Annotated in this window: 11 protein-coding genes; 8 read left to right on the forward strand and 3 right to left on the reverse strand. The window is 67.8% G+C overall.

Annotated elements, in window-relative coordinates; all coding sequences use genetic code 11:
• Nucleotides 1-150: 150 nt before the first annotated feature.
• From AC1DSZ_RS16995 to AC1DSZ_RS17020, 6 genes are all read left to right on the forward strand, one after another.
• Nucleotides 151-735: an acetyltransferase gene (locus AC1DSZ_RS16995; protein ID WP_476839532.1), complete on the forward strand. Its 585-nt coding sequence runs from the start codon at nt 151-153 to the stop codon at nt 733-735.
• A 3-nt stretch (nt 736-738) separates the two neighbouring features.
• Nucleotides 739-2,568: an AMP-binding protein gene (locus tag AC1DSZ_RS17000; RefSeq protein ID WP_476839533.1), complete on the forward strand. Its 1,830-nt coding sequence runs from the start codon at nt 739-741 to the stop codon at nt 2,566-2,568.
• Nucleotides 2,569-2,585: 17 nt separating this feature from the next.
• Complete coding sequence (locus AC1DSZ_RS17005; RefSeq protein WP_476839534.1) at nt 2,586-3,407, forward strand: hypothetical protein; 822 nt, start codon at nt 2,586-2,588, stop codon at nt 3,405-3,407.
• Complete coding sequence (locus tag AC1DSZ_RS17010; protein WP_476839535.1) at nt 3,404-4,495, forward strand: MBOAT family O-acyltransferase; 1,092 nt, start codon at nt 3,404-3,406, stop codon at nt 4,493-4,495. The genes AC1DSZ_RS17005 and AC1DSZ_RS17010 overlap by 4 nt, the downstream gene beginning before the upstream one ends.
• The gene (locus tag AC1DSZ_RS17015; RefSeq protein WP_476839536.1) at nt 4,492-4,644 is read left to right on the forward strand and encodes a hypothetical protein; all 153 of its coding nucleotides are present in this window, start codon (nt 4,492-4,494) and stop codon (nt 4,642-4,644) included. The genes AC1DSZ_RS17010 and AC1DSZ_RS17015 overlap by 4 nt, the downstream gene beginning before the upstream one ends.
• Before the next feature lie 255 nt (nt 4,645-4,899).
• The gene (locus AC1DSZ_RS17020; protein WP_476839537.1) at nt 4,900-5,103 is read left to right on the forward strand and encodes a YgaP family membrane protein; all 204 of its coding nucleotides are present in this window, start codon (nt 4,900-4,902) and stop codon (nt 5,101-5,103) included.
• Between the two features lie 5 nt (nt 5,104-5,108).
• Here the strand turns inward: AC1DSZ_RS17020 and AC1DSZ_RS17025 are convergent, their stop codons facing one another.
• Nucleotides 5,109-5,450 carry an ArsR/SmtB family transcription factor gene (locus AC1DSZ_RS17025; protein ID WP_476839538.1) on the reverse strand — a complete coding sequence of 114 codons (342 nt, stop codon included), beginning with the start codon at nt 5,448-5,450 and terminating at the stop codon, nt 5,109-5,111.
• A 113-nt stretch (nt 5,451-5,563) separates the two neighbouring features.
• On the opposite strand from AC1DSZ_RS17025, the gene AC1DSZ_RS17030 reads away from it, so the two are divergent.
• Together AC1DSZ_RS17030 and AC1DSZ_RS17035 are read left to right on the forward strand one after the other, a co-directional pair.
• Complete coding sequence (locus tag AC1DSZ_RS17030; protein WP_476839539.1) at nt 5,564-6,550, forward strand: efflux RND transporter periplasmic adaptor subunit; 987 nt, start codon at nt 5,564-5,566, stop codon at nt 6,548-6,550.
• Nucleotides 6,547-9,849 carry an efflux RND transporter permease subunit gene (locus AC1DSZ_RS17035; RefSeq protein WP_476839540.1) on the forward strand — a complete coding sequence of 1,101 codons (3,303 nt, stop codon included), beginning with the start codon at nt 6,547-6,549 and terminating at the stop codon, nt 9,847-9,849. The genes AC1DSZ_RS17030 and AC1DSZ_RS17035 overlap by 4 nt, the downstream gene beginning before the upstream one ends.
• Nucleotides 9,850-9,874: 25 nt before the next feature.
• Here the strand turns inward: AC1DSZ_RS17035 and AC1DSZ_RS17040 are convergent, their stop codons facing one another.
• Both AC1DSZ_RS17040 and AC1DSZ_RS17045 read right to left on the reverse strand, forming a co-directional pair.
• The gene (locus AC1DSZ_RS17040; protein ID WP_476839541.1) at nt 9,875-11,356 is read right to left on the reverse strand and encodes an HlyD family type I secretion periplasmic adaptor subunit; all 1,482 of its coding nucleotides are present in this window, start codon (nt 11,354-11,356) and stop codon (nt 9,875-9,877) included.
• A complete protein-coding gene (locus tag AC1DSZ_RS17045; RefSeq protein WP_476839542.1) occupies nt 11,353-13,500 on the reverse strand; it encodes a type I secretion system permease/ATPase in 2,148 nt (715 codons plus the stop codon). The genes AC1DSZ_RS17040 and AC1DSZ_RS17045 overlap by 4 nt, the downstream gene beginning before the upstream one ends.
• Nucleotides 13,501-13,574 lie beyond the last annotated feature (74 nt).

The following is a 13,574-nucleotide window of genomic DNA, read 5'->3' on the forward strand; positions in this document are numbered from 1 at the left end:
GCGTAGCGCGATTTCAATTAAGCGCACTAGGCTTGCGAAAGCAGAGACGTCAGCTCCTCTGCGCGCGAGGGTGGGGACGCAGCGGTGATCTTGTTCGGAGTTCGATCGCCGCTGGCCTGCGAGTATGAAGAGACCTGTCATCGGCTTGGCTTGACCATCACCGCCGCCGTGAGCCTGAACGGTATACCGAGGCTGGTCGATCGCTCCGTCGTCATCGAACTCGACGCCTTCCTGTCCAATCATGCCGGCGACGTTTTCCTGGCCTGCGCATTCGCGCCGACGCGCCGGGCCGCCCTGGTCAAGCAGGCCGCAGATCTCGGCCTGACGCTCGCCCCCGCACTGGTGGATCCGACGGCGATCACGGCCCGGACCGTGCGGGTGGGCGACGGAACCTTCATCAACGCCGGATGCGTAATCGGGGCCCTCTCGATCCTTGGCGAGGGGGTGCTCGTCAATCGGGCCACATCTCTGGGCCATCACACCATCCTCGGCGACTTCGTCAGCATCGGCCCCGGCGCCACCCTTGCCGGGAATGTCCATGTGGGCGCGGGCGCCATGATTGGCGCCGGGTCCGTGATCTTGCCGGACGTCCGGATCGGCGAAGGCGCCCTCGTCGCCGCCGGCTCCGTCGTTCGCCGCAATGTGCCGGATGGAGCCTACGTCGCTGGTCAACCAGCGGTCGAGAAGCTGTTCGATCCAGCGCGCTCGTCGCTCCACGTCGAAGACGGAGAATAACCGTTGTTGAGGCTCGCAGCGCTCTGGGAATCTACCCTCGCGCATCCATCGTCTGACTTCCTTTGCGGCCCGACGCGCAAGCTGTCCTTCGGCGACTTCGCGCAACTCGTCGGCCGGTTGCTCAACCTCTTCGACGCGCACGGTGTGACGTCCGGCGACCGCGTCATGATCCTGACCGCCAACGAGGAACTTGCCGTCGTGGCTTTCACGGCGGCGCTCCTGGACGGCGTCATTCCGGTCATGCTGACGCCCGATACCGCGGAACTCCGGGCGCAGGCGGTGAGCCGCTCGGTAGAGCCGAAGCTCCTGATCTGCGACCTCGGTCGCCAGCAACAGCCTTGGACACAGGCCCTCCCCGCCACGTTCGCGAGATCGCCGGCCGAGTCGCCGCCGAAGACCTGGCGTCTGTTCGGGTCGAGCAAAGCGGAGGATGTGGCGCAACGACTTGGCCTCGATCTGCCACTACAGGCGCGTAATCCGCGCCTGCCCGAGGCGCTGGACGAGACCGCCTACATCCTTTTCACGTCCGGCACGACCCAATCGCCCAGTGGCGTGATGCTCAGCCGCCGCAACCTCCTGGCCAACCTCGCGACGCTGTCACGCCTGTTTCGCTATGATTCCAGCTCCAGGATCTTCAACGACATGGTCCTCGCACACGGCGATGGCTTGGTGCAGGGACCGATGCTCGCGCTGGCGAATGGCTGCGCGCTGATCCGCTCGGGCGGGTTCACGGTCCCGGGGCTGGAATGCTGGCTCAACCGGGTACGGCAGGAACGCGCCAGCCACGTCATTACGGTTCCGGCTGTCTGGTCATTGATCGACCGCTACGCACAGCACGACGATTACTTCGACGCGCCCGAATGCAAGGGACTGCTTTCGGTCGCGGCGCGGCTCGATCCCGCCCTCTGGCGACGTCTCGAAACACGGTTCGGCAAACCTGTTTTCAACCAGTATGGTCTCACCGAAACGGTGGCGAGCGCGCTTTACGCCGGACCGCAAGCCGAAATGGGCGCTTTCGGAACCATCGGCCGGCCTGTCGACTGCGAGGCCCGCATAGAGCCGCTGCCGGGCGGCGCGGGCGCCGATGGCTCGGGAGAGTTGCAGCTCCGGGGCGACAACGTTTTTCCCGGCTACTGGCGGGATGCCGCCCGCACCGCCGCGACATTCACCCCGGATGGCTGGATGCGCACCGGCGACTTGGCCGTGCTGGGCCCGGATCACTCCTTCGACATCGTCGGACGGATCAAGACCGTGATCATGTCCGGCGGCTTCCTGATCCGGCCGGACGAAATCGACGAGGCGATGCTCGCGCATCAGAGCGTCGTCGAGTCGGCGACGGTGGCCCTGCCGGACGAAACCTTCGGTGAAGTCCCGGTAACGGCCGTGGTGGTCGAAGGACCCATCAGCGAGGCTGCGCTGACGTCCCATGCGCGAGCTCATCTCGAGCCGCTGAAGGTGCCCAAGCGGATCCTGGCGCTGCCCGGTATTCCGCGCGGCGACGCCGGGAAGCCCAACATTGCGCGGCTGCGTGAGGCGATTGCGGCAGCGCTCGCGCAGGAAGGAAGGCAATCCGACGGCGACGGCCATGCCACCGGGGCTGCCGCACTCACCACGCAGGTTCTCGGCCTCGCTGCGGAAGTGTTTCGCGTCGATCCGACAACGTTGAGCGCGGGCTCAACTCCGGCGTCGGTCGCCGCCTGGGATAGTTTCTCGCAGCTTTCGCTCATCTTTGCTGCGGAAGAGCGGTTCAAGATCAGGATCCCGGCTTCGCGCGTGGCTGGCCTGCGCAGCCTGGCGGATCTGGTCCAGATCGTCTCAGGGTCGAAGCAGTGACTAACAGGCGGCTTGGCGTGATCTGGGCGCTTGCGGCGCTGTCGTCCGTCGCCATCCTGGTCACCCTCGCGTCGTTGGGACGTGCAAGCGCTTCGCGTATTCCCGAGACCGTGAACGCGCCCGTGGTGGCCATCGGCTCATCGCTACTCCGCTACAGCATCCCGCCGCGCGGTTCTGCCCAACAGTCGTTGCTGGGCGACGGCGCGGAGCATGTCCGGCTTGCTCTGGATCAGATCACCGAAACGGAGCAGATGGAGCTGCTCGGCATTGCTTTGAGCAGCCGAGCCAAGACAATCCTCCTCGAAGTAAACCCGCTCGTTTTCGATTTCCGTGATCAGACGCCGGAACGTCACGCCAGCAGGTCGCTCAGCGAACGACTGGCCGCTCGGCAGAGACGTTTTGGCGAGCAGGTGCGTAGCGGGCTGAAGACTATTTTAGGGGCGGCACAAACATCGCCCGCCCTGGTTGAAGCGGCCAACCTCAATCTGCCGAACCGGATCAGCAGCGCCAAATTGGCGGCAGTGTATCCGCTGTCCCTGCATGATCCTCGCGAGGAGAAGACGCTCAAGAGGTTGATCGAGCAAGCTGAACGCCAGGGCGCTACCATCGTGTTGCTTTGCCCACCCCGTTCGCAGTCGGCGGCTGAGTTTATGGGTCCAACCGCAGTCGAGACCCTCCGCGCGCACATTCAGGCGACCGCCGACCGGCTTGGGCTACCCATGTTTGCTCCAGCCTTCGCGTGGCCCGACACTTACTACATCGACCAAGGTCACATGAATTGGCAAGGGCGACGCAAGTTTCTAGATGAACTGGCGAACTGGTGGGCGCGCCGCGGGTGAACACCAACGTCGCCCTGCTGATCCTCGCGTCCCTGCTCGCGACCCCACTCGCCTGGCTTCTGCCAAGGCGTTGGGGTCTGGACGCTGTCGCGGCCGTGACGGCGCTGACCTTGGCGCTCCTGTCGCCGTTCTCAGCGCTCTGGCTGGCGGCCGCGATCGGCAGCGCAGCCTTGGCGATGAAGCTCGGCGACGTCTTTGCGCAGCGCGGCTTATTTGCGTCATTGGCCGCCGCAGGCCTGTTGGCTGCCCTCGTCTTGTCGCGCTCACGCCCGGACGTCCTGTGGATCGGCGGGGCCTATTTCACCCTTCGCATCCTCCATGTCCTTTTCGATTGGTGGATGGGCCGACTGGCCGCGCCGGGTCTCACGCGGCTCGTACGGTACAACTTCTTTCTACCCGTGCTGGCGACCGGGCCGATCAACCGGATCCAGCACTTCGAACGCCAAAGCGAGCGCAGGCGGTGGGATCCGTCGGCTTTCTACACGGGCGCCGAGCGTGCTCTGTTCGGGCTGGCGCAGGCCACCGTTCTGGGCGTCTGGCTGATCTCCCATGTCGAGCGCGCCGTGGCTGGAGCCACCCGAAGCTGGCCGCCGTTCCTGCAGGACTGGTCCGTGTCGGTCATCGACTGGATCCAACTCTACCTCAACTTCGCGGGGCTCAGTTCGGTCGCACTCGGCCTGTCGCTGATGATGGGGCTGAGGCTCGAAGAGAATTTCAATCGCCCGTGGGCCGCGACCAATCTCATTGCCTTCTGGACGCGGTGGCACATGACCCTCTCCTTCTGGTGCCGCGACTATGTCTTCAATCCGGTGACGGCGCTGACGCGGTCACCGCTTGCGGGCTTAGGCGCCGCCATGCTGGCGATCGCGCTCTGGCACGAGATCTCGACCTACTATCTCTTCTGGGCGTTGTGGCAGGTGACCGGGATCGTCATCACCCGTGGATGGCAAACATGGTCCGCGAACCGGCGTGCTGGCTCGCCGTCAACGCCGGCATGGTCGCGTGTTCTCGGCCCGATCGCGGTTCTCAGTTGGCTGTCGCTGGCCCGACCGACCCTCGCCCATGTTTTCGGGATTGCGCCGCTATGACGCCGCTGCTCCTGCTGCTTCAGCGCCACGTCCCGCCACGTCTCATAGGCGTCACGCTGTTCATCATCTACACGCTGGTGGCGGTGGCTTGCCTGGCCACGATCGGCCTGCCGGCGGACCGCTCCTACTACGTCGACGTAGGGCGATAGGCTGTTATCCTGAAACGCTCTCGCAAGCCCGATGCGGACAAATTGGCCTGAGGCCACCCCTACCGAAAAGGCGGAGGTCGCCGCGGCTTGAATATAATCGAATTTTCGAATACATGATTTTTGTATCTGATAGCGAGTGGAAAGCTGGCGACCTGAAGGGAACACCCACTCTGTCGGCCGGCGTGGCTCGGGATCAGCAAGCTCTAGGAAATTTCACGACGAGGCGGCGTCGGCCGCCCCCTCAGGAGATCGAACATGACGATTGACCGCGCCGTTCTGGTTTTCGCCGGTTGCATGGTCCTGCTGTCTGCAGGGCTCGTGTATTGGGTCTCACCCTGGTTCTTGCTGCTCACGGCCTTTATCGGCCTGAACCTGATCCAGTCGGCGTTCACGGGGTTCTGCCCGGCCGCCCTGGTGTTCAAGGGGCTTGGCTGCCGCGTCGGCGAAGCGTTCCGCTGACGCCTTCAGGCGTCGGCTTTCGCTTTGCCCGCCTGCTGAGTGGCCGGAGCAGGGCAGAAGGTAGCCTGCAGGACTTCCATGACGCTGATGACGCGCATGTCCGCCAGCGCATACCAGATCGTCTGGCCGTCACGCCGGGTCTTCACCAGGCCGTCCTTGCGCAGCAGCGCGAGATGTTGGGACACCACGCTCTGGCGCACGCCCAGGAGCTCGGCCAGCTCGCCGACGGACGCCTCCTGCCCGGTGATCGAGCACAGGATACGCAGCCGCACCGGGCTCGCCAGGGATTTGAGGAACTCGCTGGCCTCGTCGGCAGCGGCGGACAGAATGTCGATATCGATGTTCATGCTTGTATATTTGCGGACATGCGAATATATGTCAACCGAAGGCGGAGCCGCTCTGGCGGCGCGCTGATCTAGCCCAACGCGGCGGTCCGCGGGACCACCACAGGAGACGCCCCATGCGGATGGCCCTCGCCCCCGTAGCGCTTTCGCTCGCCCTGCTGACGGCCGCCGCCGCAAACGCGGGCGAGTTCGTCGTCCAGCGCGCGACCGTTCCGGACATGAAGGCCGTGTTCGGCCAGGTGCAGAGCCGCGACACGGTGCCGGCGCGGGCCCGCATCGGCGGCGTGCTGATCTCGCGCACCGTCGAGGAAGGCAGCGCGGTGAAGGCCGGTCAGGTCATCGCCACGGTGGGCGACGAGAAGCTTGCCCTGCAGGCGCAGGCCATCTACGCGCGCATTAAGGCGCTGGAGGCCCAGTTGGCCAACGCCCGCGCGGATCTGGAGCGCTCCCAGGCGTTGATCGCGCGGGGCGTCGAGACGCAGAGCCGGCTCGACCAGTTGCGCACCGCCACCAGCGTGCTGGTCAACCAGATCGAGGCCGCCAAGGCCGATCGCGCCGTCATTGCGCAGCAGACCACCGAGGGGCAGGTTCTTGCCCCCAATGATGGCCGCGTGCTCACCGTTCCGGCCGTGACCGGGGCGGTGGTGATGCCCGGCGAGACGGTCGCCCGCATCGCATCGGGCGGATATTACCTTCGCCTCGCCCTTCCTGAGCGCCACGCGGCGCGCATTAAGGCGGGCGACGCGGTGAGCGTCGGCGCGCGCGGGCCGGGCGCGGCCGACAACGGCGGCGAGAAGCGTCAGGGCCGGATCGTGAAAGTCTATCCCGAGCTCGACGGCGGGCGCGTCATCGCGGACGCGGAAGTCGAGGGCCTGGGCGACTACTTCGTCGGCGAGCGCGTCGCGGTGTGGATCGCAGTCGCCGAACGGCAGGCGATCATGGTCCCGGCCGCCTCCGTACAGACGCGGGCGGGGGTCGACTATGTTCGAATGGTCGAGAGCGCCGGCGTTCTCGATGTGCCGGTGATCATCGGGCCTGCGGCCGACGGCCGCGTCGAAATCCTCTCCGGCTTGCGGGCCGGCGACAAGGTCCTGACGCCATGAGCACGCCCCCTCCCGCCCCGCATCGTCTCGGCGTCGCCGGCGGGCTGACGCGGTTCTTCATCCGCTCGCCGCTGACGCCGCTTGTCCTGCTCGCGTCCTTCGCGCTCGGGCTCGTGGCGCTCGTCACCCTGCCGCGCGAGGAGGAGCCGCAAATCTCCGTCCCCATGGTCGACATCATGGTGCGGGCGGACGGCCTCAAGGCCGAGGACGCCGCCAAGCTGGTGACCGAACCGCTGGAAACCATCGTCAAGAGCATCAACGGCGTCGAGCACGTCTACTCGCAGACCCAGGACGACGCCGTCATGGTGACGGCCCGCTTCCTGGTCGGCACCAGCTCCGACGCCGCCGTGCTGCGCGTGCACGAGAAGGTGCGCGCCAACATCGACCGCATTCCGGTGGGTATCCCCGAGCCGCAGATCATCGGCCGTGGCGTCGACGACGTCGCCATCGTTGTGCTCACCCTGACGCCCAAGCCTGAAGCGGCCGACCGCTGGGACGCCAACGGGCTATCACGCGTCGCCCGCGAGTTGCGCGCATCCCTGGCCAAGCTGGAGGACGTCGGGCTCACCTACATCGTGGGTGAGCAGCCGGAGGAAATCAGGGTCGAGCCGAACCCGGAGGCCCTGGCCCGCGCCGGCGTCACCCTGCAGCAGCTCGCCGCCAAGCTGGAGGGCGCAAACCGGTCGTTCCAGGCCGGCCAGGTGCGCGACGCCGGCCGCCAGCTGTCGCTCGTCGCTGGGCAAACCCTGCAGAGCTTCGACGAGATCGGCAATTTGCTGGTCACGACGCGCGATGGCCGGCCCGTCTACGTCCGCGACGTGGCGACGATCACGCTCGCCACCGAGCCGGCCGAAACCCGCACGTCCAGCCTCGTCCGCGACAGCAAGGCCGCATCCGGCTTCGTGCAGACCCCGGCCGTGTCGATCGCGATCGCCAAGCGGGCGGGCGCCAATGCGGTGGTGATTTCCGAGCGGATCGTGGAGAGCGTCGCCAACCTCAAGGGCAGCCTGATCCCGGCCGATCTCGACGCGGCCGTCACGCGCAACTATGGCGAAACCGCCAACGAGAAGGCCAACGAGCTCCTGTTCCACCTGGGGCTGGCGACGATCTCGATCGTGCTGCTGATCGCGGTCTCGATCGGCTGGCGCGAAGCCGTCGTGGTGGCGGTCGTGATCCCGACCACGATCCTGCTGACGCTCTTTGCGGCTCGGATCATGGGTTACACGCTGAACCGCGTCAGCCTGTTCGCACTCATCTTCTCCATCGGCATCCTGGTCGACGACGCGATCGTGGTGATCGAGAACATCTCGCGGCACTGGGCCATGCGGGACGGCCGAGCGCCGGCGCAGGCGGCCGTGGACGCGGTCGCGGAGGTCGGCAATCCCACCATCGTGGCGACCCTCACGGTCGTGGCGGCGCTGCTGCCCATGCTCTTCGTGTCGGGCATGATGGGCCCCTATATGAGCCCCATCCCGGCCAACGCGTCGGCCGCGATGGTGTTCTCGTTCTTCGTCGCCGTGATTCTCACGCCCTGGCTGATGCTCAAGGTCGCCAGCAAGGCTTTCGCGAGCGGCGGCGCGCATGCGTCCGGCGCCGAAGCCGGAGGGCACGGCGAGATCGGCGCGCTCGGACGGGCCTATCTGCGCGTCGCCAGGCCCCTGCTCGCCTCGAAGGCCCGCGCGTGGGTATTCCTGGCCCTCGTCGGCCTCGCCACGGTCGGCTCGCTGGCGCTGTTCGCCACGAAGCACGTCACCGTCAAGCTGCTGCCCTTCGACAACAAGCCGGAGCTGCAGGTCGTCGTCGACCTGCCTGAGGGCTCCTCGGTGGAGGACACCAACCGGACCCTGCAGGAGATCGCCCGGCGCCTCTCCGCCGTGCCGGAGATCACCGCGTTCCAGACCTATGCGGGCACGGCCGCGCCGTTCAACTTCAACGGCCTCGTGCGCCACTACGCGCTGCGCGCCTCACCGGAGCTGGGCGACGTGCAGGTCAACCTTACGCCCAAGGAGGCGCGCCAGCGCACCAGCCACGCCATCGCGCTGGAGCTGCGCCGCCGCCTCTCCGATCTGGCTGTTCCGGCCGACACGTCCATCAAGGTCGTGGAGCCGCCGCCCGGCCCGCCCGTGCTGGCGACGCTGCTGGCCGAGATCTACGGTCCCGACCCCGAAACCCGCCGCGCCGTCGCCGCCAGGGTGCGCGCCGCCTTCACGAGCGTGCCTTTCATCGTGGATGTGGACGACAGCTACGGCGATCCGGCTCCACGCATCCGCGTCGCCATCGACCAGGACAATCTGGAGTTCCACGGCGTCGAGCAGCGCGACGTCTACGACACGCTGCGCGCCCTGCATGGCGGAACCACCGTGGGCTACTCGCATCGCGGCGGTGGGCGCCAGCCCATTCCGATCAGGCTGGAGCTCTCCAAGCAGCATCGCGTGCTGGACGAGCGAGCGCTGTCGACCCCAGTTCCGGCCAACCTGTTACCCGGCAACCGCACCGTCGTCGAACTCGGCGACGTGGTGAGCCTGCGGCGGGAAACCGCCTCGTTCCCGATCTTTCGCCACAACGGTCGCGCCGCCGAGATGGTGACGGCCGAGCTCGCCGGCGCCTTCGAGGCCCCGGTCTACGGCATGCTGGCCGTCAACAACGCGCTGGCGAAGATCGACTGGGGCGCCCTGCCCCGGCCCGAGATCGCCCTCCACGGGCAGCCGCTCGACGAGAGCAAGCCGACGCTGCTGTGGGACGGCGAGTGGGAGGTCACCTGGGTGACGTTCCGCGACATGGGCGGCGCCTTCATGGTTGCGCTACTCGGGATCTACATCCTGGTGGTGGCCCAGTTCGGCTCATTCCGGCTGCCGCTGGTGATCCTGACGCCGATCCCGCTCACCTTCATCGGCATCATGCTGGGCCACTGGATCTTCAACGCCGCCTTCACGGCCACCTCGATGATCGGCTTCATCGCGCTGGCCGGCATCATCGTCCGCAACTCGATCCTACTGGTGGACTTCATCCGCCACGCGGATCGCACCGGCCGCAGCCTGCATGACATCGTACTGGAAGCCGGCGCCATCCGCTTCAAGCCCATCCTGCTGACTGCCCTCGCGGCCATGATCGGCGCAGCCGTAATCCTGACCGACCCAATCTTTCAGGGCCTCGCGATCTCGCTGCTGTTTGGCCTGGCGTCCTCGACGCTGCTCACCGTGCTGGTGATCCCGGCGATCTATGTGGTTCTTCGGGGCGATGGGCAGGCTGGCGGCGCGACACCGCACGACCGTATCTTAGGGAGTTCCCGCTCGGGCTGAAGGCGTAGCACCCGCGGATACCTGTTCACCGTTCCCGCATCGCCTCGGAGGTGGTCGCCACCAGCGGGGCGAGCAGATATTCCAGGATGCGGCGCTGGCCGGTCTTGATCTCGGCCGACACCGCCATGCCGGGTGACAGCGGCACGGCGCGGCCGTCCGCCATCACGTAGGCGTCCTTGGTGGTGAGCACTACCGGGAACACCAGGCTGCGGACGCGCTCGGCGCCAGTCGAGGAGCGGCTGTCGGTGGCCCGGCTGGGGTCGCCCTCGATCTGGCGGGCGTCCGGCTCCGGGATGGCGTCCTTGGCAACCCGCACCACGCGGGCCTCCAACACGCCGTAGCGCGTGAACGGGAACGCCTCGACCTTGATGGAGGCCTCCTGGCCGACCTCCACGAAGCCGATGTCCTTGTTTTCCAGGTAAACCTCGATCTCCAGCGCGGCGTCGCGCGGAACCACGCGCATGACCTCCTGGCCGACCACCAGCACCTGCCCGAGCGACGTGATGCTGGAGGCCTGCACGGCGCCGGCCGTGGGGCTGCGCAGCGTCATGCGCTCCACCTTGAGGCGGGCGCGCGCGGCGCGCTGCTCGGCCTCGTCGGCCTGGCGCTGCGCCTCGGCGCTGCGGGTGGCGTTGTCCGCCAGAAACGCGCGCAGGGTTTTCTCGCGTTCGGCCGCGATCGCCTCGAGGGCGCGCTCGGCCTCGGCCAATTGGCCGCGCTGACCGGCCAGCACGGTGCGCTGGTAGTTCAGCGATTCCAGCGCGTCGATCACGGTGGAGCGGGTGCCCGAATTGGTCCCGAGCAGGCTGGAGCGCATGTCGACGCGCTCCTGCAGGGTGGCGATCAGCGCCTCCTCGGCCGCGATGGTGTCCACCATGCGTTGGCGCTCGGCGCGCTTCTGCTGCGCCTGCGCGTCGAGGGCGGACAACTGCCCGACGATGTTGCGCAGGTCGGCGCGGCGCACCGCGTCCTCGCGGGCGCGGATGGAGGCCGGGATGGCGGACGGCCACGCCATCGGGGCGTCCTGAACGGGCTCGGCCGAGGCGCGCGCGATCACGTCAGTGCGCCGCAGCGCCTCGGCGCTCCAGGACACGAAGGAGGCTTCGGCGGCGCGCGCTTCCGCGACGGCGTCGTCGGGATCGAGCTCCACCAGCACGTCGCCGGCCTGCACGGTCGCGCCGTTCACGGCCGGGATGGCGCGGACCTTTCCGGTTTCGAGCGGCTGCACCACCTTGACGCGGCCGGTGGGCTGCACCTTGCCATGCGCCACCGCGACGATGTCGGTCCAGCCGAGCCACGACCAGGCGAGCGCCACGAACGCGAAGGCGCAGATGGTGAGCAGAAACGCCATCGCGATCGGCGAGGCCGGCTGCTCCAGCACCTCGAGGGCGGCGGGCAGGAACTCGGAATCTTCCCGGCTCATGGGTGGGCGGGAGAACGCCGGCGGCTGCGGACGCGGGGCCGGGGCGGCGTCCTCGGGCGCGGGCGGCGGCGACACGGCGTTCATGCGCCTGCTCCGTCGAACTGCATGGCCCAGAGCCGGGCGTAGAGCCCGCCGGGCCGGGCCAGGAGCTCGCCATGCGTCCCGGTCTCGACGATGCGGCCGTCCTGCATGCCGACGATGCGGTTGGCGTGGCGCACGGTGGAGAGGCGATGCGCGATCACGATCACGGTGCGGCCCTTGGCGATGTGGCGCATGTTGCCCTGGATGATGCGCTCGCTCTCGTAATCCAGCGCGCTGGTGGCCTCGTCGAAGATCAGGATGCGCGGATCGGTGGCGAGCGCCCGCGCGATGGCGATGCGCTGGCGCTGGCCGCCCGACAGGTTGGCGCCGCGCTCCTCGATGGGCGTGTCGTAGCCGGCCGGCAGGCGGGCGATGAACTCGTCCGCGCCGGCGAGGCGGGCGACGTGCATGACCTTGGCGCGCGACATGGCCGGGTCCGCGAAGGCGATGTTCTCGTGCAGGGTGCGGTTGAACAGGAGGTTTTCCTGCAGCACCACGCCGGTGTGGCGGCGCAGCCATGCGGTGTCTACCTGGGCGAGATCGACCCCGTCCAGCAGGACCTGGCCCTCAGTAGGGCCGTAGAAGCGCTGCAGCAGCTTGGCCAGCGAACTCTTGCCGGACCCGGACGGCCCGACGATGCCCACCACCTCGCCGGGCCGGATGGCGAGCGAGATGTCCTTCAGGACGTCGGGCGCGCCCGGCGCGTAGCGGAAGGTAACGCGGCGGAACTCGATGGCGCCGCGCGGCGGCGGCAGCGCCGCCATGGCGCGGCTGCCGGGCTCGGGCGGGGCGTTCAGGATGTCACCGAGGCGCACCACCGAGATGCGCACCTGCTGGAAATCCTGCCAGAGCTGCGAGAGCCGCAGCACCGGCTGGGCCACCTGCCCGGAGATCATGTTGAACGCGACCAGCGCCCCCACCGAGAGTTCGCCGCTCATCACCGCATCCGCGCCGAACAGAAGCAGCAGCGCGGTGGAGAGCTTGCTGACGAACTGGATCGCGCCCTGCCCGCCCGCCGCCATCAGGCTGGCCGAAAAGCCGGTGCGCACATAGGCGGCGAGCTTCTCCTCCCACTCGGCCCGCATGGCCGGCTCCACGGCGGCGGCCTTCACGGTCTGGGCGCCCACCACGGTCTCCACCAGCATCTGCTGGCTCAGCGCGCCGCGGTTGAACTTATCCTTGATGCGCTCCCTCAGCCCCGGGCCGACCAGCGCGGCCACCAGCACATAGAGCGGGATGGTGGCGATCACGATCAGGGCGAGCTTCGCCGAATACAGAAACAGCACCGCGATGAAGATGATCGCGAACACGAAATCCAGCGCCGACGACAGCGCCTGCCCGGTGAGAAAGGAGCGGATCGTCTCTAGCTCGCGCATGCGCGCCACCGTCTGGCCGGTGGGGCGGGTCTCGAAATAGCTGATCGGCAGGCGCAGCAAATGCGCGAAGAGCCGCTGGCCCAACTCCACGTCGATGCGGTTGGTGGTGTGGGTGAGCGCATAGGTGCGCAGGAACTGCAGCGCCGTGTCGAAGATATTGATCAGGATGAGGCCGGCGACCAGCACGTAGAGCGTCGAGGCGCTGCGGTGCACCAGCACCTTGTCGATCACCACCTGGAAGAAGAGCGGCGTCACCAGGGCGAAGAGCTGGATCACCAGCGAGGCTAGCACCACATGGGCGAGCGCCCGGCGGTAGCGCCAGATGGAGGGCGCGAACCACGCGATGCTGAAGCCTTGCGGGTCCAGCCCCGGCCCGCCCATGCGCCGCTGCACCAGGATGATCTCGGGCGCCAGCGTAGCCGCCACCTCGTCCACCGGGCGCTGCTGGTCGACGCGCGTGACCGGGTCCACGGTGCGGCAGAGCCCATCCGGCGTCAGCCCGCCCAGCACCAGATAGCCGCCCTCCAGCGTGCGGGCCAGCGCCGGCGTCGGCACTGCGGCGAGCCGCTTCGCCGAGGCGTCGCGCACCACGCGGGCTTTCAGCCCCACCATGGCGGCCGCGCGCACGATGTCGTTGGCCCCGGCGAGCCGGTCGCCCAGCGCCAGCTCCCGCGCCAGATGAGCGGGGTCGGCCGGAATGCGGAAATAGGCCGCGATGCCCGTGAGGGCCTGAAGGCCCCCATCAGGTTGCGGCGGTGCTTGCGGATCCATGCGCGTCCAGAAATGACTTAAACAAAACCGAACCCACCCGATGCTACGGCGCGCGCCGGGTGGGTCCGGATGCG

This window comes from Alsobacter sp. P4_H11 (assembly GCF_056400925.1).